Below are 22,208 nucleotides of genomic sequence, written 5' to 3'. Positions count from 1 at the left end.
CCGTCCATTCCTTATATTGTATTTCGTATACGATATCTAGATAAGCAAAAACGAAGCCAAGGACAGGCGGTCGCGGGCGGGCGGCGCTCGCTATACGCCACCCTAAAAATCAAGGCAGGGCTGCTCAGTTATGGGGCAGATGATCGTAAAGGCTTTGGCACACCCCATTGATGTGCGTCTCGATCAGCCGGGCAGCCAGCTCCACGTCCCGTGCGCGGCAGGCGGCGACAATGTCGCGATGCTCGTGATCCGCGCGGTCCTTGCCGGCCGACAAGCTCATCTGCATGCGCAGATAGCGTTCGACCTTGTCATGGATGGAGCGAATCAGGCCGATCAGGTAGGGGCGTTTTGCGGGCTCGTACAAACACGCATGCAGCGCCCAGTTGAGGTCGGCCCAGCGGCCGATATCGTCCTCGCCGATGAACTCCGCGCAGATGGCTTCGGCACGGGCAAAGTGCGCTTCGGTCATGTTGGGGATCGCCAGGCGAATCGCCTTCACCTCCAGCAGCACCCTGACCTCGAACATCTGCGCCAGCTCAGGCTCGGAAATGCGCGTAACCAGGGCACCACGGTTGCGATGAAAGTCCACCAGGCCTTCCGCTTCAAGGCGTTTCAACGCCTCGCGCACCGGAATCTTGCTGACATTGAAGGCCTGCGCCACCTCGTCCTGGCGCACCGGTTCGTCTTCGGCGAGCTGCCCCGAGATGATCGCCTCGCGCAGGTGCTTGGCGATGATTTCGGACATCGAAGGTGTGGCACCCAGGTTGGTAGCTTTGAACGACGGCAGCGGCACGGGATTTTCCAGCAATCAGGCTTTGTGGATATCTTATACGAAACGCAATGCCAGCCAAACCAGCCGCCGCCGCGAGGCCCATCGAGAAATAGCCCTTGGTACTATTCCGGTTGCACCCTGGCGGGCATATGCTTGCCCGTCAGCGGCATTGCCTTGCCGCCTGCGGCACCTATCAAAACTGTCGGCAGCTCTTGACCGGGGCGCAGTTGCTGGACATCAGGGAGAGCGTCCATGAGTCACAACACCAGGCCGGCACCCGCCGGCTTCAGTGAGCAGCAGCTGCATACCTTGTTCGAATTGATCAGCGACGGCATCTGGGACTGGAATGCCAACACTGGCTACGTCTATCGCAACCCGGGTTGGTACGCCATGCTCGGCTACGCCAGCCATTCCATGGCCAACTCGGTGCTGACCTGGGAAAGCGTGATCCACCCGGAGGACTATCCGCGGGTAATGGCGCACTTCGAGGCCTACATCACCCAACGCAACGAGCGCTACCTGATCGAGTACCGATGTCGTTGCCAGGATGGCAGTTATCTGTGGGTCGAAGACAGCGGCTACATCATCGCCCGCAACAGCGACGGCTCGGTGGCGCGCATGCTTGGCGCCCACCGCAACATCGATGCCGGCAAGCGGCGGGTAGCGCAGCTTGAGCAACAGAACCTGTCGCTGGAAAGCCTGGTGGCCGAACGCACCCGTGAGTTGTCCTGGGTCAACCAGCAGTTGCAGCGCCAGCTGGATGAAAACCGCGAACTAGCCGAGCGCGATGCGTTGACCCGGATCGCCAATCGCTATCGGCTGGACAAGGTGCTGCAGCAGGAATGCGAGCGGAGCCAACGCTTCCGCCAGCCGTTGTCGCTGATTGCCATGGACGTGGACGACTTCAAACCGATCAATGACCGCTATGGCCATGCCCGTGGCGATGCGGCGCTGGTCCAGGTGGTCGACAACCTGCGTACCTGCCTGCGCGAATATGACCTGCTGGCGCGTTGGGGCGGCGATGAGTTCGTCATTGTGCTGCCGCAGACGCTGCTGGACGAGGCGCTTGAAGTGGCTGCAAGGTTGCGCCAGGTGATGGAGAAGGTGGAGCCGGTCGGCGAGTGTCGCCTGACCATGAGCTATGGGGTGGTGCAGTGGCAGGAAGGTGATGCGCCGGATGACCTGCTGGCCCGTGCCGATAAGGCCCTGTACCGGGCCAAGGGGGCGGGCAAGAACGCGATAGCGGATGACCTGACTGCGCTTGCAGAACAACACGGATCTTGCTGATTTAGCGGGTGCCTGAGGGGAGCGGTTTTACCCGCACCCCCAGGGACTCAATCGGCCTGAGCCCTTTCAGCGTCAGATATGCAGGGCGTGGCCCAGCGCACGCAATGCCGCTTCCTGGACCGCTTCACCCAACGTCGGGTGGGCGTGGATGGTGCCCGCGATATCTTCCAGGCATGCGCCCATTTCCACTGACTGGGCAAAGGCCGTGGACAATTCCGAAACGGCCACGCCCACCGCCTGCCAACCCAGGATCAGGTGATTGTCGCGGCGCGCTACCACGCGCACGAAGCCGGCTTTGGACTCAAGGCTCATGGCCCGGCCGTTGGCGGCGAACGGGAACTGCGCGACGATGCAGTCAAGGCCCTGCTGGCTGGCCTGCTCAGGCGTCTTGCCGACCACCACGATCTCCGGGTCGGTAAAGCACACCGCAGCGATTGCGCTGGGTTCGAAGCGCCGTGCCTTGCCAGCGATGATCTCGGCGACCATCTCGCCCTGGGCCATGGCCCGGTGCGCGAGCATCGGTTCACCGGCCACGTCGCCGATGGCCCAGACATTGTGCATGCTGGTCTGGCAGCGCTCGTCAATGACGATGGCGGCGCCGTTCATCTTCAGCGCCAAGGATTCCAGGTTGAAACCCTGGGTGCGGGGGCGGCGGCCCACGGCCACCAGTACCCGGTCGGCTTCCAGGCGCAGTTGCTCGCCCTGGCCGTCACGGGCCAGCAGGCAACCATTGTCGTAACCCTCGACGCTATGGCCCAGGTGCACGGCGATGCCCAACTTCTTCAGCGCCTCGGCCACCGGGGCAGTCAGTTCGCTGTCGTAGGTTGGCAGGATGCGCTCGCGTGCTTCCACCACGCTCACCTGTGCGCCCAGCTTGCGGTAGGCGATACCCAGCTCCAGGCCGATATAGCCACCGCCTACCACCACCAGGTGCTGCGGCAAGGCCGCCGGTGCCAGTGCCTCGGTCGAGGAAATGATCGCCCCGCCCAGCGGCAGCATCGGCAGTTCGACGCTGTTGGAGCCTGTAGCCAGCAGCAGGTGCTCGCACTGGATGCGCTGGCCATCGACGTCGACATGCTTGCCGTCGAGGATCTTCGCCCAGCCGTGGATCACCTTGACCCCGTGCTTTTTCAGCAAGGCCGCAACCCCACTGGTCAGGCGGTCGACGATACCGTCTTTCCAGGCCACGCTCTGGGTGATGTCCAGGCGCGGCGCGCTGACACTGATGCCCAGTGCCGACGGCGCGGTGTACCGCGAGGTCTGGTGAAACTGCTCGGCGACATGGATCAATGCCTTGGACGGAATGCAGCCGACGTTCAGGCAAGTGCCGCCCAGCGCCTGGCCTTCGACCAGCACGGTGGGGATACCCAGTTGCCCGGCGCGGATGGCGGCCACATAGCCGCCAGGGCCGCCGCCGATGATCAGCAGGGTGGTTTCGATAGTCTGTTGCATGCTCACTCCACGAACAGGCAGGCGGGTTGTTCAAGCAGGCCACGCACGGCCTGGATGAACAGCGCGGCATCCATGCCATCGACCACCCGGTGGTCGAACGAGCTGGACAGGTTCATCATCTTGCGCACGACGATCTGGCCGTCGATCACCATCGGCCGCTCGACCATGCGGTTGACGCCGACGATCGCCACTTCCGGGGTGTTGACCACCGGCGTACTGACGATGCCGCCCAACGCACCGAGGCTGGTCAGGGTGATGGTCGAGCCGGACAGTTCTTCGCGGCTGGCCTTGTTGCTGCGCGCGGCAGTGGCCAGGCGCGAGATTTCGCTGGCATTGCCCCACAAGTTGCCGGCTTCGGCATGGCGCAGCACCGGCACCATCAGGCCGTTGTCACCCTGGGTGGCGATGCCCACATGCACCGCGCCATGGCGGGTGATGATCTGTGCTTCGTCGTCATAAGTGGCGTTGATCTGCGGGAAGTCGCGCAGGGCCACGACCAGGGCGCGGACCAGGAACGGCAGCAAGGTCAACTTGCCACGGCTGTCGCCGTGCTTCTGGTTGAGCTGCTGGCGCAGGGCTTCCAGGGCGGTGACGTCGATTTCCTCGACATAGCTGAAGTGCGCGACCCGGCGCTTGGCGTCCTGCATGCGCTGGGCGATCTTGCGGCGCAGGCCGATGACTTGCACCTGCTCGCTGTCGGTACGCTTGGCGTAGCCGCTCGGGGCTTGCCCGGCTGCGGTCTGCGGTTTGCTCATGAAACCGTCGAGGTCTTCGTGCAGGATGCGCCCGGCCGGGCCGCTGCCGTGCACGTAGCGCAGTTCGATACCGGCATCCAGCGCACGTTTGCGCACGGCCGGAGAGGCCAGTGGCTTGTCGCCGGCCTGGCGCGGCACGATGGGCGCGGCGGTGTGGGGGGCTGCGCCCTGGCAGGCGGGCGCTGGCACTGCGGCACGCGGTTGCGGCGTGCTCGCGACTGGCGCGACAACTGCCTCGGCCGGCTTGGTGTCGGCCGGCTTGCCCTGCGGCGCGTCGACATGGTTGCCGCTGCCCTCTACTTCGATGCGGATCAGCTCGCTGCCGACCGCCATCACTTCACCCGGCTGGCCACCCAAGGCCAGCACCTTGCCGCTGACCGGCGAAGGGATTTCCACGGTCGCCTTGTCGGTCATGACATCGGCCACTACCTGGTCCTCGGCGATCACATCGCCGACCTTGACGAACCACTCGACCAACTCGACCTGTGCGATGCCTTCGCCAATGTCCGGCATCTTGATGACGTGCGTGCCCATTCAGACCTCCATGACCCGTTTCAATGCCGCACCAACCCGCGAAGGCCCTGGGAAGTAAGCCCATTCCTGTGCGTGGGGGTAGGGGGTGTCCCAGCCGGTAACGCGCTCGATCGGCGCTTCGAGGTGATGGAAGCAGTGTTCCTGAACCAGCGACACCAGCTCGGCACCGAAACCACAGGTACGGGTGGCCTCATGCACCACCACGCAGCGGCCGGTCTTCTTCACCGACGCGACGATGGTTTCCAGGTCCAGCGGCCACAGGCTGCGCAGGTCGATGACTTCGGCGTCGACGCCGGTCTCCTCGGCGGCCACCTGGGCCACGTAGACCGTGGTGCCGTAGGTCAGCACGGTGACATCATTGCCCGGGCGGGTGATCGCCGCCTTGTCCAGTGGCACGGTGTAATAGCCATCCGGCACGGCGCTGTGCGGGTGCTTCGCCCAGGGCGTCACAGGGCGGTCGTGGTGGCCGTCGAACGGACCGTTGTAGAGGCGCTTGGGCTCGAGGAAGATGACCGGGTCGTCGCATTCGATCGAGGCGATCAGCAGGCCCTTGGCGTCATAGGGGTTGGACGGCATGACCGTGCGCAGTCCGCACACCTGGGTGAACATCGCCTCCGGGCTCTGGCTGTGGGTCTGGCCGCCGTAGATACCACCCCCGCACGGCATGCGCAGGGTCAGCGGCGAGATGAACTCGCCGGCCGAGCGATACCGCAGGCGGGCCATTTCCGAGACGATCTGGTCGGACGCAGGGTAGAAATAGTCGGCAAACTGGATTTCCACCACCGGGCGCAGGCCGTAGGCACCCATGCCCACGGCGGTGCCGACGATACCGCTTTCGGAGATCGGCGCGTCGAACACGCGCGACTTGCCGTATTTGTTCTGCAGGCCTTCGGTGCAGCGGAACACGCCGCCGAAGTAACCGACGTCCTGGCCGTAGACCACGACATTGTCGTCACGCTCAAGCATGATATCCATGGCCGAGCGCAGGGCCTGGATCAGGGTCATGGTAGTGGTGGCCATGGCGGTTTCCGGGTTGATGCTGTTGTTATGGTCGTTCATCTCAAACCCCCAGTTCCTGGCGTTGACGGCGCAGGTGTTCGGGCATTTCCTTGTACACGTCCTCGAACATCGAGGCTGCGCTCGGGATGTGGCCGTTGGCCAGGGTGCCGTACTGTTCGGCTTCCTTCTGCGCCGCGATGACCGCAGCTTCGAACTCGGCGGTGACGGCCTGGTGTTCTTCCTCGGACCAGTGGCCGATCTTGATCAGGTGCTGCTTCAGGCGGGCGATCGGGTCGCCCAGCGGGAAGTGGCTCCAGTCATCGGCGGGGCGGTACTTGGACGGGTCGTCGGAGGTCGAGTGCGGGCCGGCACGGTAGGTGACCCACTCGATCAGGCAAGGTCCCAGACCACGGCGGGCGCGTTCGGCAGCCCAGCGCGAGGCGGCGTAGACAGCGACGAAGTCGTTGCCGTCGACGCGCAGCGAGGCGATGCCGCACCCTACGCCACGGCCGGCGAAGGTGGTCGATTCACCGCCAGCAATCGCCTGGAAGGTGGAGATCGCCCACTGGTTGTTGACCACGTTGAGGATCACCGGCGCGCGGTACACATGGGCGAAGGTCAGGGCGGTGTGGAAGTCCGACTCGGCAGTGGCGCCGTCGCCGATCCAGGCCGAGGCGATCTTGGTATCGCCCTTGATCGCCGAGGCCATGGCCCAGCCGACCGCCTGCACGAACTGGGTCGCCAGGTTGCCGCTGATGGTGAAGAAACCTGCCTCGCGCACCGAATACATGATCGGCAGTTGGCGGCCCTTGAGCGGGTCACGCTCGTTGGACAGCAGCTGGCAGATCATCTCCACCAGCGACACGTCGCGGGCCATGAGGATGCTCTGCTGGCGGTAGGTGGGGAAGCACATGTCGGTGCGGTTCAGCGCCAGGGCCTGGGCGCTGCCGATGGCTTCCTCGCCCAGGCTCTGCATGTAGAAGGACATCTTTTTCTGGCGCTGGGCAACCACCATGCGGCTGTCGAAGATACGCGTCTTGAGCATGGCGCGCATGCCTTGACGCAGGACCATTGGGTCGATGTCCTCGGCCCACGGGCCAAGTGCGTCGCCATGCTCGTCCAGCACCCTGATCAAGCTGTTGGACAGCTCGGCGGTGTCGGCAGCGTCGACGTCGATCGAAGGTTTACGGGCAATACCTGCATCGTTCAGACGCAGGTAGGAAAAATCGGTCTGGCAGCCTGGCCGGCCGGTTGGCTCGGGCACATGCAAACGCAGGGGGGCGTACTCGTTCATGCTTTTTACGCTCGCTCGAATGTTGTTTTTGTGAGCTCTGAAGCGGCCGCCGCTGAGTACCGGCTCGTGACTGGCAAGTCAGCGTCCCCTACATCTTAGTGGCACGGCAGAAGAATATTTCTCTCAAGTTGGTTGCCTTTGCCGACGGGCGCAGATAAACATTCCGCATAAACACAAAAAACCGGTGAATTTGTCTCATGCGCAAACTCGATCGTACCGATATCGGCATTCTCAACAGCCTTCAGGAAAACGCCCGCATCACCAATGCAGAGCTGGCGCGTTCGGTTAACCTGTCGCCCACCCCCTGTTTCAACCGGGTCAAGGCCATGGAGGAACTTGGGGTGATCCGCCAGCAGGTGACCTTGTTGTCACCGGAGGCGCTGGGGCTGGATGTGAATGTGTTCATCCATGTGAGCCTGGAAAAACAGGTGGAGCAGTCGCTGCACCGGTTCGAGGAGGAGATCGCCGAGCGCCCCGAGGTGATGGAGTGCTACCTGATGACCGGCGACCCGGACTACCTGCTGCGGGTGCTGTTGCCGAGCATTCAGGCGCTGGAGCGGTTTCTCGATTACCTGACGCGGTTGCCGGGAGTGGCGAACATTCGCTCGAGTTTTGCCTTGAAGCAGGTGCGCTACAAGACCGCCTTGCCGTTGCCGGCCAATGGCATGACCCTGCGCGAATAAAGGGTTGCCAGTGCTGGCCTCTTCGCGGGACAAGCCCGCTCCCACACCGATGAATCAAAGAGCAACAGGGTACCTGTGGGAGCGGGCTCGCCCCGCGAAGAGGCCGGCACTGGCAACCCAATAGGTGCTTGATATTTTAAACACCCCCAGCCTATGTTGTTGTCAGCCATAACAACAAGGACACGCGTCATGACCACCGCAGGCCAGAGCACCCTCGCCGAACACCTTCACGGCATCGATGAAATCGAATGCGTCACCCCTGACCTCAACGGTGTGCCGCGCGGCAAAGTGATGACTGCCGAGGGCTTCCTCGAAGGCCGGCGTCTGCAGATGGCCCGTGGCGTGCTGTTGCAATGCATCATGGGCGGCTACCCGCCGGCAAGGTTCTACGGCAGTGATGACGGCGACCTGGCGCTGGTGGCCGAGCCCACGCAAATTCACCACCTGCCCTGGAGCGAGGATGGCCGCGCCCTGGCCATCTGCGACGCCAACGAACTGGATGGCAGGTCGTCTGCGTTGTCCACTCGCGGCCAGCTCAAGGCGGTGATCGCCCGCTACGCAGCCTTGGGCCTGGCCCCGGTGGTGGCAACCGAACTCGAATTCTTTGTCTTTGCACCCAACACCGACCCCGTGCAGCCCTTTCTGCCGCCCCTGGGCAAGGATGGCCGCCGGGAGCTTGGCCATTCGGCGTTCAGTGTCAGCTCCAACAATGGCTTGCGGCCGTTCTTCAACGAGGTCTACCAGTGCATGGCAGCGCTCGGCCTGCCACGTGACACCTTCATGCACGAGATGGGCATCAGCCAGTTCGAGATCAACCTGTTGCACGGTGACCCGCTGCTGCTGGCCGACCAGACCTTCCTGTTCAAGCACCTGCTCAAGGAAGTAGCGCTCAAGCATGGGCTGACCGTGGTGTGCATGGCCAAGCCCCTGGCCAAGACCCCCGGCAGTTCCATGCACATTCATCAGAGCCTGGTGGAGATCGGCAGCGGGCGTAACGTGTTCAGCGATGAGCAGGGACAGCCGACCGCCACCTTCCTGCACTTCATCGGTGGCCTGCAGGCGTGCATGGCGGACTTCACCGCGTTGTTTGCGCCCAATGTCAATTCCTACCAGCGCCTGTGCCACCCGTACGCCTCGCCCAACAACGCCTGCTGGTCCGAGGATAACCGCGCGGCGGGCTTGCGCATACCGGCCAGCGCGCCCGTGGCCCGGCGCGTGGAAAACCGCTTGCCCGGCGCCGATGCCAATCCGTACCTGGCGATTGCCGCAAGCCTGGCTGCCGGGTTGCACGGCATCGAGCAACGCTTGCAGCCGGCGCCGGCCATCCAGGGTGAGTTCGAGGTGCCAGAGCACCTGAGCCTGCCGTGCACCCTGCACGCAGCACTGCAGCGCCTCAAGCGCAGCGCGCTGGCGCGGGAACTGTTCGGCAACGAGTTCATCGAAGGCTACGTTGCCAGCAAGACGCTGGAGCTGACCGACTTCTTCGACGAGATCACGCCGTGGGAGCGTCGGGTGCTGGCAGCACAGGCCTGATCGCGACACAACCGCTACTGGACGCGTCCCCTGCACGCTATTTCGCAGGCAAGGGACTGCGCTGCAACACAATTGCTTTTATGCTTGCCAGGCCAACGCCACCTGACCAAGGAGCCCGACGGGACGTATGCGAAACATCTGGAAGCCGTTTCAGTCGCTGTATTTCGCTGCCTTGATGATGCTTATCGGCTCAGGCCTGCTCAGTACCTACCTGGCACTGCGCCTGGCGGCCGACCATGTCGACAGCTTGTGGGTCGGTGCGTTGATGGCGGCCAACTACTTCGGCTTGGCCGTGGGCGGCAAGGTCGGCCACCGGCTGATCGGCCGGGTAGGGCACATTCGCGCGTATGCCACCTGCGCCGGTATCGTCTGCGCGGCGGTGCTCGGCCATGGCATGACCAATTGGTTGCCGGCCTGGGTCGGGCTGCGGATGGTGGTCGGCCTGGGGATGATGTGCCAGTACATGGTCATCGAAAGCTGGCTCAACGAACAGGCCGATGCCAAGCACCGCGGTGCGGTATTCAGTGGCTACATGATCGCCTCCTACCTGGGGTTGGTGCTCGGCCAGCTGATTCTGGTGGTGCACCCCGAGCTCGGCCCTGAACTGCTGATGCTGGTCGCCATGTGCTTCGCCCTGTGCCTGGTGCCGGTGGCGATGACCCGGCGCATTCACCCGGCGCCTTTGCGCCCGGCCCCGATGGAGCCGAAGTTCTTCATCAAGCGGGTGCCGCAGTCGTTGAGCACGGTGCTCGGTTCGGGCCTGATCGTCGGTTCGTTCTACGGCTTGGCGCCGCTGTACGCTTCCAATCAGGGGCTGTCCACCGAGCAGATCGGTCTGTTCATGGGTAGCTGCATCTTTGCCGGGCTGCTGGTGCAGTGGCCGTTGGGCTGGCTGTCCGACCGCTACGACCGCGCGTTACTGATCCGCAGTGCTGCCGTGGGCCTGGCGGTGGCCTCTGCGCCGCTGGCCCTCTTGCCCAGCGTGCCGCTGGAGTTGCTGTTCGGTATCGGCTTTGTCATTTCATTATTGCAGTTCTGCCTGTACCCCTTGGCAGTTGCGTTCTCCAATGACCACGTGGAGAGCGAGCGGCGGGTCTCGCTGACCGCCATGCTGCTGGTCACTTATGGTGTGGGCGCTTGTATCGGCCCTCTGGCGGCGGGCGTATTGATGAAAGTGCTGGGCGCGCAGATGCTGTATGCGTTCTTCACGTTCTTCGCGCTGGTGCTGGTGTGGCGCATTCGGCCGAAAGCGGTCACCGGGCTGCACCAGGTGCAGGACGCGCCGCTGGGCCACGTGGCAATGCCGGCGGCCGGTTCGCCGTTGTCGGCAGCGCTCGACCCACGGGTCGATGAGCAGACGGTGCAGGATGTGATGCAGGCGCCGGTGGCGGCGGAGGATACGGAAGCGGACCAAGGCTCGGTAGAGCGCGAAGCCAAGGCGCAACCTGAAGTCGACAAGTCTGTGTGAGGTCAGGCCGCCCAGCGTTGAAGGCCGAATGAGCCGTATCCGTCGCTGGGCGTCGCGGTGACTCACCGCCAATCACAACACCTTGATGGCGTGCAGGTGGAATTTCAGTATCGTTCCGTCCTTGGTGCCTGCGTGCAAGAACCAGTGACGGAGTGTCTCGAATCGGTCTTTGTAGACCGACAGAACCTGCGAGACCCGATGGCCGTCTTTGTCACGTAAGTAAAACTCGACGTCTTCGGTGCCCGTCAGGTTGCCGTCCCATTTGTCGAGTAATTCAATCTTCCATTGATCCTGGAAGAAGGGGGCCTTGTTCAGGAGCACCGAAGGATTGAGTCCGCTGGTGAGCTCATGTGTCAGCCCGTACCCATACATACCCAGCCAGCCGTTGCTGTTTTGCTCAAGCCTTGCGTTATTGAACTTGGCGTCTGCGGTGCTGTTGATTCGATAAATGAGGCGGTTCGCCGTTTCTTCGATGAAGGTGAATTTGAATGTGAGCGGTTTGAAACTGACTGAATCACCTCGTTCGTCGTCGGTACACAACCAGCCGTCCTGGTTTGCAGCAAAAGGCGGATAGGCCCAATAAGGTGTATCAACCACCCCGATCCGGCCAAACTGGCTATGCAATTCTGCGGTAAATGTGGAACGAATCATGCGCTGTCTGCTCCTCTGACCCGCCCAGCCGGGCGGTACAAAACCACATTAAGCAGCCGACAAAACAGCGGTAAGCGGGAAACCTTGCTGGTCAGCAAGCCCGGTTGCCCGCATGCAAGGTCGGGTAATGGGCGCCAACAAAAACGCCACCCGTTTGGGTGGCGTTGGCGCATCAGGCGATGACCTCAATAGTCGTCTTTATCGAACCGTCGCGCTTCACGCTGCAACTGGTAGACGAAGCTTTCGATCTTGCGTTGCGCCTGGCCGTTGAGGTTATGGAAGCGCACGCCGGCGAAGGTGGTGTTGATACGCTCCTCGAAGTGCAGGTGGCGCAGCTCGACCATGGTGTCGATCAGGCCCAGCGGGTTGCCGGCCTTGAAGCGCTCGTACACCTGGCCCAGTTGCAGGCGGTCCTCGACGTTGCCTTCGAAGCGCAGCTTGCAGCCGGTGGCAGAGATGTCCAGCAGCTTGCCGCGCAGGGCACCGTTGCCTTTGAGGTGGGTGCCGTCGAGGATGACATCGACCAGCTGCGACAGCTTCAACGCAGCGCGAAAGGCGTTGCGGCGCTGGTGGTAGGTCATTTCTTCCGGCATCGCGCCGCGGTAGCAGCGGTGGCCGTCGACTTCGCTGATGGTCAGCGGGGCAGTGCATTCCCAGGCGATGCGCACGCCATCGTGGAAGCCTTCGACGCGGAACGGTTCGCCGTTCTCGATGAATTTTTCGCCGTCGCGGGGGATCATTTCGTCCAGCGCCAGGGTATTGCTGTCGCGGTCAACATTCACCACGTAGCTCTGGAACCGCTGGTTGCGATCATGGAAGGTGATGATCAGGGGGTCATGGCTTTCCTGCAGCTGTCGCAGGTTGGCTGCGATCTCCAAAGGTGTACTCAGCACCTTCGGCGGCTGCGGGGCATCGGCTTCATTGAACACGGCTAATCAATCTCCAGGCAAAAACGACACACGCAAGTAACGGCATTTTGCCAGTATGTTCCGTGCCTTGATAGAAGTATCACACTTGGCTGAGGGCGCGCGGCTTGGCCAGCAGCGAGGTGCCGCCACGGCTGTCGTAGAGCGACGGAGAATCGCCACCCATGAGGATTCTGATCTGGTTGTTGGTGACGTGTTGCTGCACTTGGATGATGCGCCCGTTGGTCTCGTTGATCTGCTGGCAGGTGTCCATCAGTTGCGAGAGCATATCGAGCCGTTGCAGCATTGTTTCGCCATGCTGCGACTGCGCTGCCACTGCCTGCACACCGGCGCGGTCGGCGCTAAGGCCGAGGCCGGTGAGCAACTGGCTGCGCCGCTGCCCATGCTGCTCGAGCAAGATGATCAATGACTGCTTGCGGGCCAGGATCTGTTCCAGCAGCGCCATCTCGCGGCCATGCAGGGCGACCGCTTCTTTATGAAGGAGGTCGAGCAGTTCCTGCATCGGGGCGATGTCATCTTCGATCAGTTGCAGCAAGGTGGTGTCGTGCATGGCTAACTCTTGGCTTTGTTAAGCGTCCGTGAAGTCAGCGCGCCGAACGGTCAGCGCTGGGCTTCGAAATCGAGCAGTTTGCTGGCGACCCGGCCGGCATCGACCTGGTAGCTGCCATCGGCGATCGCCTGTTTCAACTCGGCCACGCGGGCACTGTTGACCACGGGCTGTTCGCGCAGCGTGTCGCTGATCTTTTGCAACTGCTGTGCCTCTTGGCTGAGGTGTACGGCTTCTCCGCTGGCGCTGGTGCTTTTAGGCGCTTCCTGGCTCGCGCCGGGCTTTTCGGCGGTGCCGGGCGCGGCATTGCCGCGAACGCCGCCCGTGACGGACGGAGAGTTATTCAAACGACTGAAGTCGATGACCATGATCAGAAACCTCTGGGTATTTGGACGCTTGCCTTGTTTTCGGCCAACCCGAAAGAAACTTTAGGCACAAATGCATAGCCGCCTGTCAGCAAGCTCGCGAACCCGTGTTCTGACACAGTTTAGGAAAAGCGGTTCCACACTGCCAGCGCAATCCTGCTACATCGTCACCTCGACCTGGCCGGGGCCGGTCACGCGGGCCTTGATCACCCGTTTAGAGTTGAGGTTGCGCACCCGGATCTGTTCACTCAGGCCACCCTTGCTCAGCGCTTCGCCTGGCATGCGCACGCTCAGGCTGCCGCTGCGGGCGATGATCACCACGTGGTCGCCCTTGCGCACCACTTCGGCTTGCTCAAGGTGCTGCGGGGTGAGCACCTGGTCGATGACCGTAGGGCGCAGCATCTTCATGCCCACCGCCTGGTCCAGCTCGCTGAGAAAGCCCTGGCCGAGGGTGCCGACATCACGCTCGCGCAGGGCCACGTCACCTTCGCCGACCACGTTGTCACGCTTGAGCGGGCGGGTGACCACCACCACATCGCGAAACAGCCGCACCGTTGCCGGCACAAACACGGTCCACGGTGCCGCACTGTCGCAACGCACCCGCACCGTGACCCGTCCCAGTGGCTGCGCGGGGCTTTCCAGCGAAGCGTCCAGCGGCTGGCTGCACAATGGCATGCGCAAGCGCGGGTCGAGGGTGCTGACCTGGATCTCGTAACGGCCGACGGTTTGGGTGGTGGCCAGATAATCTTCTACGGTGAATTCAAGAAACCCTTGGGTGACACCGATAAGCTGTTCAGGCAAGGTAAACGCGTCCGCCAGCGTGCGAACGCCGGGCGCCAGCAGGCACAGCGTGGCCAGCGAGCCAGTCAGCAGGTGCGTCAATCGTCGGAAAAATGTCGTTTTCGTGTACATGGCGCTCAAAAAAGCAAAGCCCGTGCCGACTCGGTACCTGATTTGCAACGAAAGGCTGAAACGTAAAGGAGTCTGGCATGGCGGGTGTTATGGATTCGGTCAACCAGCGCACACAGCTGGTGGGGCAGAATCGCCTGGAATTGTTGCTGTTTCGCCTCAATGGCGGCCAGCTCTACGGCATCAACGTGTTCAAGGTCAGGGAGGTGCTGCAGTGCCCTGCGCTGACCGTGCTGCCCAAGTCCCACCCGGTGGTGCGCGGCGTGGCCAACATTCGCGGGGCGACCATCCCGATCCTCGACCTGTCGATGGCTACTGGTTTGGCGCCACTGCAGGAGGACACGCGCAACAGTTTTGTGATCATCACCGAGTACAACACCAAGACCCAGGGCTTTCTGGTGCACTCGGTCGAGCGCATCGTCAACATGAACTGGGAAGAAATCCATCCGCCACCCAAGGGCACCGGCCGTGACCACTACTTGACTGCGGTCACCCGGGTGGATAACCGCATGGTCGAGATCATCGACGTGGAAAAGGTGCTGGCCGAAGTGGCGCCGTCGTCCGAGCAGGTGTCTGCCGGTGTGGTCGATGCCGAGGTGCAGGACAAGGCCGTGTTGCTGCGGGTGTTGACCGTCGACGATTCGTCGGTGGCGCGCAAGCAGGTCAGCCGCTGCCTGCAAACCGTCGGCGTCGAAGTGGTGGCGCTCAACGATGGCCGCCAGGCGCTCAACTACCTCCGGCAATTGGTGGAGGAGGGCAAAAGGCCGGAGGAAGAGTTCCTGATGATGATCTCGGACATTGAAATGCCAGAAATGGACGGTTACACGCTGACCGCGGAGATCCGCAGCGATCCGCGCATGCAAAAATTGCACATCGTCCTGCATACTTCGCTGTCCGGGGTATTCAACCAGGCGATGGTCAAGAAAGTCGGCGCCGATGATTTCCTGGCCAAGTTCAAACCGGACGACCTGGCGCAGCGCGTGGTCGACCGGATCAAGGCAACACATTGAAGCAGCCGGGAGCACGCTCCCGGCACCAGCGATTGAAAAGAGGCGGCAGTAGTGTCTACGGGTAATTTGGATTTCGAACAGTTCCGGGTCTTCCTGGAGAAAGCCTGTGGCATCCTGCTGGGCGAGAATAAGCAGTACCTGGTCTCCAGCCGTCTCAACAAGCTGATGGAGCAACAAGGTATCAAGAGCCTGGGCGAGCTGGTGCAGCGCATCCAGACCCAGCCGCGCAGCGGTTTGCGCGAACAGGTGGTCGACGCGATGACGACCAACGAGACCCTGTGGTTCCGTGATACCTACCCGTTCGAGGTGCTGAAGAACAAGGTCATCCCCGAGTTCATCAAGAACAACCCGGGCCAGCGCCTGCGCATGTGGTCGGCGGCCTGCTCGTCGGGGCAGGAGCCGTACTCGATCTCGATGGCTATCGATGAGTTCGAGCGCAGCAACCTGGGCCAGTTGAAGATGGGCGCGCAGATTGTCGCGACCGACCTGTCCGGGACCATGCTGACCAACTGCAAGACCGGCGAATACGACAGCCTGGCGATTGCCCGCGGCCTATCGCAGGAGCGCCTGCAGCGCTACTTCGACCCCAAGGGGGCGGGGCGTTACGCGATCAAGCCGGCCATTCGCAGCCGCGTCGAGTTCCGCTCGTTCAACCTGCTCGACAGTTACGCGAGCTTGGGCAAGTTCGACATCGTGTTCTGTCGCAACGTGTTGATCTACTTTTCGGCCCAGGTCAAGAAAGACATCCTGCTGCGTATCCACAGCACCCTCAAGCCGGGCGGGTACCTGTTCCTTGGCGCCTCCGAGGCGCTGAACGGGTTGCCGGACCATTACCAGATGGTGCAGTGCAGCCCGGGGATTATCTACCAGGCCAAGTAGGGTTTGCCTTGAGGGTTGTGGCGCCTATGAGATCGAGCGCCGCCCGCGCGGCGCATCGCGACGCAAGGCCGCTCCTACATTTGTTTCGGGCCAGTGAGGTCTGTGGCATTTGCGCGCGGCCGCCTTGTTGGTCCGGCTCGCTATCGAGGCAGGCCCCAGAGGGGGGCGCGCCAATACCTCAGGAATAATTGGCCCGAAACAAATGTAGGAGCGGCCTTGCGTCGCGATGCGCCGCGCGGGCGGCGCTCGGTCTCATAGGCGCCACACCGCTATCGCCAAGCACGTCAATTTTTTGTTTTGCCGCCCATGCCGACCGGCAATTGCCGCTTGCGCCCCTTCAAGCGGAAGACCTTTGCCGCTTTTCTGGCATCACCCTGACAGCATTCCGTCTTGCTAGCCCGTATTTCCGGGCCTTTCCGCTGGTTGGCACAGCCCTTGCTATGCCTTGCTCAACGACACTCCGGTCAACCTTCGAAGGTTTCCCCGACATGAGCATCAGCTTCGACAAGGCGCTTGGCATTCACGAAAAGGCCCTGGACTTCCGCGCCCAGCGCGCCGAAGTGCTGGCCAACAACATCGCCAACGCCGACACGCCCAACTACAAGGCGCGTGACATGGACTTCTCCTCGGTGCTCGCCGCCGAAAGTGAAAAACAGCAAAGCGGCCGCTTCGCTCTGGACCGGACCAACAGCCGGCACATCGAGGCCGATGGCCTGGCCCTTAGCGACGAGGCGCTCAAGTACCGCACGCCGCTGCAGCCGTCGATCGACCAGAACACCGTGGACGCCCAGATCGAGCAATCGAACTACACGGAAAACGCCATCGGTTTCCAGGCCAGCTTCACCTTGCTCAACAGTAAATTCAAAGGGCTGGTTTCGGCCCTGCGCGGAGAGTAACCATGTCCCTATCCAGTGTCTTCAACATTGCCGGCAGCGGCATGAGCGCGCAAAACACTCGCCTCAACACCGTGGCCTCGAACATCGCCAACGCCGAGACCGTGTCGTCGAGCATCGACCAGACCTACCGCGCACGCCATCCGGTATTCGCCACCACCTTCCAGGACGCGCAAGGCGGTACCAGCCAGTCGCTGTTCGAGGGCCAGGGCGAAGCCGGGCAGGGCGTGCAGGTCAAAGGTATCGTCGAAGACCAGAGCAACCTGGAAGCGCGCTACGAGCCCAACCATCCGGCGGCGAACAAGGACGGCTACGTCTACTACCCGAACGTCAACGTGGTCGAGGAGATGGCTGACATGATCTCTGCCAGCCGTGCGTTCCAGACCAACGCCGAGCTGATGAACACCGCCAAAAGCATGATGCAGAAAGTCTTGACCTTGGGTCAGTGATAGGAAGCCGACATGACCACGACCAATTCCACCAGTGACGTCGGCAGCGCGTACCTGACCTCGCTGCAAAAGCAGACCAGCAAGACCGACAGCAGCACCGGCGCTGCCGGCAGTGCGCTGGGCAAGGATGCGTTCTTGCAGTTGCTGGTAACGCAGATGAAAAACCAGAACCCGCTCGACCCGCAGGAAAACGGCGAGTTCGTGGCGCAGCTGGCGCAGTTCAGCAGCCTTGAAAGCATGCAGACGCTCAACGAAACGGTGAACTACATCGCCGGTTCGTTCCAGTCGTCCCAGGCCTTGCAGGCCTCGTCGCTGGTTGGGCGCAACGTGATCGTCCAGACCGACAAGGCCGTGGTCGACACCAGCAAGGAGCTCAAAGGCTCGGTCAACCTGACCTCTTCGAGCACCGCCACGTCCGTCGGTATCTACGACAAGGACGACAAGCTGGTGCGCACCCTGGACCTGGGTACCAAGGCTGCGGGCAAGGCTGACTTCACCTGGGATGGCAAGGGTGAGGATGGCGAGGTACTGGCGGAGGGCACTTACACCTTCAAGGCCACTGCCAGCATCGATGGCAAGGCCACGGCCATGACGACCAACCTGCCGGCCACGGTCACCAGCGTGACCATGGGTAGCAATGGCGCGGAAATGACGCTCAACCTCGCCGGGCTGGGCAGTATCGCGCTTTCCAAAGTTCAAAGCATTGGCATTTAGGGCCTAACCCAACGACAGGAGTAGCACATGTCTTTCAATATCGGCCTTAGCGGCCTCTATGCAGCAAACAAGGCCCTGAACGTTACCGGCAACAACATTGCCAACGTCGCCACCACTGGCTTCAAATCGTCGCGCGCCGAGTTCGCCGATCAGTATTCCAACTCCATCCGCGGTACCAGCAGCGGCAAGAATGCCATCGGCAGCGGTGTGAAGACTGCCGCTGTTTCGCAGCTATTCACCCCGGGCAACATCAATGCCACTGGCCAAGCGCTGGACTTGGCCATCGATGGCAACGGCTTCTTCGCCCTCAGTGACAATGGCTCGAAGATCTATACCCGTGCCGGCGCGTTCTACAGCGACAAGGAAGGCTATGTGGTCAGCGCGTCGGGCGGCAATCTGCAAGGCTATGCGGTGGATGAAAACGGCAAGGTCATTCAGGGCGTGCTCACCGATCTGCAAATCGATACCTCCAACCTGACGCCGAACCCGACCGGGCGTATTGCCGAAACCGTCAACCTCAACTCCAGCGCCGCCGCGCCGACCGAGACGCCGTTTGACCCGACCAATGTCAAGACCTACAACTTCACGTTCAACACTGATGTTTATGACAGTCAGGGCAATGCGCACCAGCTGAACCAGTACTTCGTCAAAGATGCCGCCAGCAACTCATGGACCATGTACAGCACTGTTGATGGTCGCAATCCGGCTGACCCGACGTCCACCACGGCGCTGGTCAACAAACTGCCATTCAAGACCGACGGCACCCTGGATACTGCCGCGATGACCGTAGGCCCGGTGGCGGGCGGCATGACCATCGCCGCCAACAAGACCTTCACTCTCGACGGGTGGGTTCCAGCACAGAAAAACGCTGCAGGCGCTTGGTCTGCCAATGGTGCTACCGCACATGACGGCGGAGTTAACTTGGACATGCTCGGTACTACCCAGTACAACGCAGCGTCTGCGGTCACTGCCAAGACACAAGACGGTTTCGCCACGGGTGAACTGTCCGGCTTGACCGTGGATCAAGGTGGCTTCTTGTTCGCCAACTTCACTAACGGCCAGAACAAAGTGATCGGCCAAGTAGCCATTGCCAACTTCGCCAACTTGCAGGGCCTGACTCCGATCGGCGGCACCAGTTGGAAAGAGTCCTACGCATCGGGTGTGCCGGTCATCGGCGCGCCAGATACCGGCACCCTCGGCCAGATCGCCGGTGGTGCGCTGGAAGATTCCAACGTTGACTTGACCGGCGAGTTGGTCAACCTGATCAAAGCGCAGAGCAATTACCAGGCGAACGCCAAGACCATCTCCACTGAGAGCACCATCATGCAGACCATCATCCAGATGACCTGATGGTGAGCGTTGGGTGGCGATTGGGTTTGGCACAAACCCTGGCCTGGGCAGGAGTGCGATATGAAAAAGCTGTGGGTTCTAGCCCTTGTGTCTGTGCTGGGAGTTGCTATGGCGGCTTACGCTGCGCCGGCTCCTTTCTATCTCTGGCAAAGTCTTGCCACCGGGCGCTATATGTGCTCGGCGAACAACCCAGGGTCGGGCTGGGCCCGCTTTTCAGGGCCTTACAACAATGCAGGCTGCCGGGACTATTGACGGGCAGCCGGCTACCGTTGGCCTGAATACGCCGACAAACTGACACTTCCCTGACACCGGTGCGTGGAAAGCCCCAATTCAAGGGGCTTTAAAGCTGGTTCGATTATTGCTTGATGCTCGCCAGTGACAGCGCGGCAGGTACGCGCAGAGGAGATGCTGTGGACAAGATGCTTTACGTGGCCATGACCGGCGCCAGCCAGAACGCGCTGGCGCAGAAGGCCCATGCCAACAACCTGGCGAACATTTCCACCAACGGCTTCCAGCGCGACCTGGAACAGGCGCGCTCGATGCCGGTGTTTGGCGACAGCTTTCCGGCGCGCGCCTTTGCCATGACCGAGCGCCCGGCCACTGACTTCAGCGAAGGCCCGATGATCGAGACCGGTCGCGAGCTGGACGTCACCGTGACCGGCAAGGGCTTCATCGCCGTGCAGGCCCCGGACGGCAGCGAAGCCTACGTGCGCACCGGCAGCCTGAACATCGATGCCCTGGGCGTGCTGCGTGCCGGCAACGGCATGCCGGTGATCGGCAACGGTGGCCCGATTGCCATCCCCCCGGAGCAGAAGGTTGAAGTGGGCGCCGACGGCACCATCAGCATCCGCGCCATGGGTGAAGACCCGCGGGTAATGGCCGAGGTCGACCGTATCAAGCTGGTCAACCCCGACACCAAAGGCCTGACCAAGGGCCTGGACGGCATGATCCATACCAGCAATGGCCAACCGGCCGACGCCGACGTCAATGTGCGCGTGGTGTCGGGCTTCCTGGAAGGCAGCAACGTCAACGCCGTCGAGGAAATGACCTCGGTGCTGGCGTTGTCCCGTCAGTTCGAGCTGCACGTCAAGATGATGAACACGGCCAAGGAAGGCGACGAAGCCATGGCGCGTGTTTTGCAAATCGGCTAATCACATTTGAACGGGTGCCGTAAAACAGGCGCACGAGGAGAACAGCATGCTTCCGGCTCTTTGGGTCGCTAAAACCGGCCTGTCCGCCCAGGACACCAACCTGACGGTCATTTCCAACAACCTGGCCAACGTCTCGACCACCGGCTTCAAACGTGATCGCGCCGAGTTCCAGGACCTGCTCTACCAGATCAAGCGTCAGCCTGGCGCCCAGTCGACCCAGGACAGCGAGCTGCCTTCGGGCCTGCAAGTGGGTACCGGTGTGCGCATTGTCGGCACCCAGAAGAACTTCACCGCCGGCAGCCTGCAGACCACCGAAAACCCGCTGGACATGGCGGTCAACGGCCGTGGCTTTTTCCAGATTCTGCAGCCCGATGGCACGGTTTCCTACACCCGTGACGGCACCTTCCACCTGAACTCCGATGGCCAGATCGTTACGGCCAACGGCTTTGCCCTGGAGCCTGCGGTGGTCGTGCCGAACGACGCGCAGACCTTCACCGTCGGCCAGGATGGCACCGTGTCGATCACCACTGCCGGCAACCCGGCGGCCCAGGTCATCGGCAACATCCAGACCGCTGACTTCATCAACCCGACCGGCCTGCAGGCAATCGGCGACAACCTGTTCCTGGAAACCGCCGCCAGCGGTGCGCCGCAAGTCGGTACCCCAGGCCTGAACGGCTTCGGCACCACCCTGCAGCAGACCTTGGAAAACTCCAACGTCAGCACCGTGGAAGAGTTGGTGAACATGATCACCACCCAGCGTGCCTACGAGATGAACTCCAAGGTCATCTCCACCGCCGACCAGATGCTGTCGTTCGTCACCCAGCAGCTGTAACACCCTGAACCTGATCCACGTAGCCCAGTTACACCGTGAGGTAGCGTCATGAATCGTCTGTTGTCCGTCTTCGCCCTGGGGGGGGCGGTGTTGCTGGCAGGTTGCGTCGCGCCGACGCCCAAGCCCAACGACCCGTACTATGCGCCGGTGTTGCCGCGCACCCCGTTGCCGTCGGCGGCCAACAACGGTTCGATCTACCAGGCCGGTTTCGAGCAGAACCTGTACAGCGACCGCAAGGCGTTCCGGGTCGGTGACATCATCACCATCACCCTCAACGAGCGCACCTCGGCCAGCAAGAACGCCGGTTCGCAGATCCAGAAAAACAGCAAGGCCGACATCGGCCTCAGCTCGTTGTTCGGCAGCACACCCAACACCAACAACCCGTTCGGCGGCGGTGACCTTTCGCTGGAGGCCGGCTACAGCGGCGAACGTGCCACCAAGGGCGACAGCAAGGCCACCCAGGGCAACACCCTGACCGGTTCGATCACCGTGACCGTGGCCGAAGTGCTGCCCAACGGCATCATCGCCGTGCGCGGCGAGAAGTGGCTGACCCTGAACACCGGCGAAGAGCTGGTGCGCATTGCCGGCATGATCCGCGCCGACGACATCGCCACCGACAACACCGTGCCGTCCACCCGCGTGGCCGATGCGCGCATCACCTATTCGGGGACTGGCTCGTTTGCCGATGCCAGCCAGCCCGGGTGGCTGGACCGCTTCTTCATCAGCCCGCTTTGGCCTTTCTGAGTACGGATGAC

The 22,208-nt window shown here is 62.2% G+C and carries 24 protein-coding genes; 14 read left to right on the top strand and 10 right to left on the bottom strand.

Annotation, left to right across the window (positions count from 1 at the left end; all coding sequences use genetic code 11):
• Positions 1-124: 124 nt before the first annotated feature.
• Positions 125-745 carry a GntR family transcriptional regulator gene (locus tag CKW22_RS03185; RefSeq protein WP_095063785.1) on the bottom strand — a complete coding sequence of 207 codons (621 nt, stop codon included), beginning with the start codon at positions 743-745 and terminating at the stop codon, positions 125-127.
• 279 nt (positions 746-1,024) lie between these two features.
• Here CKW22_RS03185 and CKW22_RS03180 point away from each other — a divergent pair, with 279 nt between their 5' ends.
• The gene (locus CKW22_RS03180) at positions 1,025-2,059 is read left to right on the top strand and encodes a sensor domain-containing diguanylate cyclase (protein ID WP_052040681.1); all 1,035 of its coding nucleotides are present in this window, start codon (positions 1,025-1,027) and stop codon (positions 2,057-2,059) included.
• 72 nt (positions 2,060-2,131) lie between these two features.
• Here CKW22_RS03180 and lpdA read toward each other — a convergent pair whose 3' ends face one another.
• The 4 genes from lpdA to CKW22_RS03160 are packed head-to-tail and all read right to left on the bottom strand — an operon-like array spanning position 2,132 to position 7,093.
• Positions 2,132-3,511, bottom strand: a complete 1,380-nt coding sequence (lpdA, locus tag CKW22_RS03175) for a dihydrolipoyl dehydrogenase (protein WP_095063741.1) — start codon at positions 3,509-3,511, stop codon at positions 2,132-2,134.
• Between the two features lie 2 nt (positions 3,512-3,513).
• Entirely contained in the window at positions 3,514-4,800 is a 1,287-nt protein-coding gene (locus tag CKW22_RS03170) for a dihydrolipoamide acetyltransferase family protein (protein ID WP_033699540.1), read from the bottom strand.
• Positions 4,801-5,859 (bottom strand): alpha-ketoacid dehydrogenase subunit beta, encoded by a 1,059-nt coding sequence (locus CKW22_RS03165; protein ID WP_095063740.1) that lies wholly within the window; start codon positions 5,857-5,859, stop codon positions 4,801-4,803.
• Position 5,860: 1 nt separating this feature from the next.
• Entirely contained in the window at positions 5,861-7,093 is a 1,233-nt protein-coding gene (locus CKW22_RS03160; protein ID WP_047583445.1) for a 3-methyl-2-oxobutanoate dehydrogenase (2-methylpropanoyl-transferring) subunit alpha, read from the bottom strand.
• Positions 7,094-7,290: 197 nt separating this feature from the next.
• On the opposite strand from CKW22_RS03160, the gene bkdR reads away from it, so the two are divergent.
• The 3 genes from bkdR (at position 7,291) to CKW22_RS03145 (ending at position 10,777) form a co-directional block, all read left to right on the top strand.
• Positions 7,291-7,776, top strand: a complete 486-nt coding sequence (gene bkdR, locus CKW22_RS03155; RefSeq protein WP_027593063.1) for a Bkd operon transcriptional regulator BkdR — start codon at positions 7,291-7,293, stop codon at positions 7,774-7,776.
• A 291-nt stretch (positions 7,777-8,067) separates the two neighbouring features.
• Positions 8,068-9,309, top strand: coding sequence for a glutamine synthetase family protein (locus CKW22_RS03150; RefSeq protein WP_177447935.1), 1,242 nt, complete (start codon positions 8,068-8,070; stop codon positions 9,307-9,309).
• Positions 9,310-9,436: 127 nt separating this feature from the next.
• Complete coding sequence (locus tag CKW22_RS03145; protein ID WP_033699534.1) at positions 9,437-10,777, top strand: MFS transporter; 1,341 nt, start codon at positions 9,437-9,439, stop codon at positions 10,775-10,777.
• Positions 10,778-10,849: 72 nt separating this feature from the next.
• Here CKW22_RS03145 and CKW22_RS03140 read toward each other — a convergent pair whose 3' ends face one another.
• The 5 genes from CKW22_RS03140 to flgA form a co-directional block, all read right to left on the bottom strand.
• Entirely contained in the window at positions 10,850-11,428 is a 579-nt protein-coding gene (locus tag CKW22_RS03140) for a hypothetical protein (RefSeq protein ID WP_095063738.1), read from the bottom strand.
• Between the two features lie 185 nt (positions 11,429-11,613).
• Positions 11,614-12,357 carry a flagellar brake protein gene (locus CKW22_RS03135; protein ID WP_033699532.1) on the bottom strand — a complete coding sequence of 248 codons (744 nt, stop codon included), beginning with the start codon at positions 12,355-12,357 and terminating at the stop codon, positions 11,614-11,616.
• A 79-nt stretch (positions 12,358-12,436) separates the two neighbouring features.
• The gene (locus tag CKW22_RS03130) at positions 12,437-12,904 is read right to left on the bottom strand and encodes a flagella synthesis protein FlgN (protein ID WP_033699531.1); all 468 of its coding nucleotides are present in this window, start codon (positions 12,902-12,904) and stop codon (positions 12,437-12,439) included.
• Positions 12,905-12,954: 50 nt separating this feature from the next.
• On the bottom strand, positions 12,955-13,269 hold the full coding sequence (gene flgM, locus CKW22_RS03125) for a flagellar biosynthesis anti-sigma factor FlgM (RefSeq protein WP_033699529.1): 315 nt from the start codon (positions 13,267-13,269) through the stop codon (positions 12,955-12,957).
• A gap of 156 nt (positions 13,270-13,425) precedes the next feature.
• Entirely contained in the window at positions 13,426-14,178 is a 753-nt protein-coding gene (gene flgA, locus CKW22_RS03120) for a flagellar basal body P-ring formation chaperone FlgA (protein ID WP_033699528.1), read from the bottom strand.
• 77 nt (positions 14,179-14,255) lie between these two features.
• Here flgA and CKW22_RS03115 point away from each other — a divergent pair, with 77 nt between their 5' ends.
• From CKW22_RS03115 to flgH, 10 genes are all read left to right on the top strand, one after another.
• Positions 14,256-15,185, top strand: coding sequence for a chemotaxis protein CheV (locus tag CKW22_RS03115; RefSeq protein ID WP_033699526.1), 930 nt, complete (start codon positions 14,256-14,258; stop codon positions 15,183-15,185).
• A 51-nt stretch (positions 15,186-15,236) separates the two neighbouring features.
• A complete protein-coding gene (gene cheR, locus CKW22_RS03110) occupies positions 15,237-16,064 on the top strand; it encodes a protein-glutamate O-methyltransferase CheR (RefSeq protein ID WP_047583440.1) in 828 nt (275 codons plus the stop codon).
• A 488-nt stretch (positions 16,065-16,552) separates the two neighbouring features.
• A complete protein-coding gene (flgB, locus tag CKW22_RS03105) occupies positions 16,553-16,960 on the top strand; it encodes a flagellar basal body rod protein FlgB (protein ID WP_033699522.1) in 408 nt (135 codons plus the stop codon).
• Between the two features lie 2 nt (positions 16,961-16,962).
• Positions 16,963-17,406: a flagellar basal body rod protein FlgC gene (gene flgC / locus CKW22_RS03100; protein ID WP_095063737.1), complete on the top strand. Its 444-nt coding sequence runs from the start codon at positions 16,963-16,965 to the stop codon at positions 17,404-17,406.
• 12 nt (positions 17,407-17,418) lie between these two features.
• Positions 17,419-18,120 (top strand): flagellar hook assembly protein FlgD, encoded by a 702-nt coding sequence (gene flgD / locus CKW22_RS03095; RefSeq protein ID WP_095063736.1) that lies wholly within the window; start codon positions 17,419-17,421, stop codon positions 18,118-18,120.
• Between the two features lie 27 nt (positions 18,121-18,147).
• Positions 18,148-19,470 carry a flagellar hook protein FlgE gene (gene flgE, locus CKW22_RS03090; RefSeq protein WP_095063735.1) on the top strand — a complete coding sequence of 441 codons (1,323 nt, stop codon included), beginning with the start codon at positions 18,148-18,150 and terminating at the stop codon, positions 19,468-19,470.
• A gap of 60 nt (positions 19,471-19,530) precedes the next feature.
• Positions 19,531-19,722 carry a hypothetical protein gene (locus CKW22_RS27745; protein WP_077068494.1) on the top strand — a complete coding sequence of 64 codons (192 nt, stop codon included), beginning with the start codon at positions 19,531-19,533 and terminating at the stop codon, positions 19,720-19,722.
• A 158-nt stretch (positions 19,723-19,880) separates the two neighbouring features.
• The gene (locus CKW22_RS03080; protein WP_033699512.1) at positions 19,881-20,621 is read left to right on the top strand and encodes a flagellar basal body rod protein FlgF; all 741 of its coding nucleotides are present in this window, start codon (positions 19,881-19,883) and stop codon (positions 20,619-20,621) included.
• Between the two features lie 46 nt (positions 20,622-20,667).
• Positions 20,668-21,453, top strand: coding sequence for a flagellar basal-body rod protein FlgG (gene flgG, locus CKW22_RS03075; RefSeq protein ID WP_033699511.1), 786 nt, complete (start codon positions 20,668-20,670; stop codon positions 21,451-21,453).
• A gap of 48 nt (positions 21,454-21,501) precedes the next feature.
• Positions 21,502-22,197, top strand: a complete 696-nt coding sequence (flgH, locus tag CKW22_RS03070) for a flagellar basal body L-ring protein FlgH (protein ID WP_033699509.1) — start codon at positions 21,502-21,504, stop codon at positions 22,195-22,197.
• Positions 22,198-22,208 lie beyond the last annotated feature (11 nt).

The organism is Pseudomonas sp. Irchel s3f19 (assembly GCF_900187555.1).
GTDB lineage: Bacteria > Pseudomonadota > Gammaproteobacteria > Pseudomonadales > Pseudomonadaceae > Aquipseudomonas > Aquipseudomonas capeferrum.
Note: the sequence above shows the minus strand (reverse complement) of the source record. Positions and strands in the feature narration are given on the sequence as shown.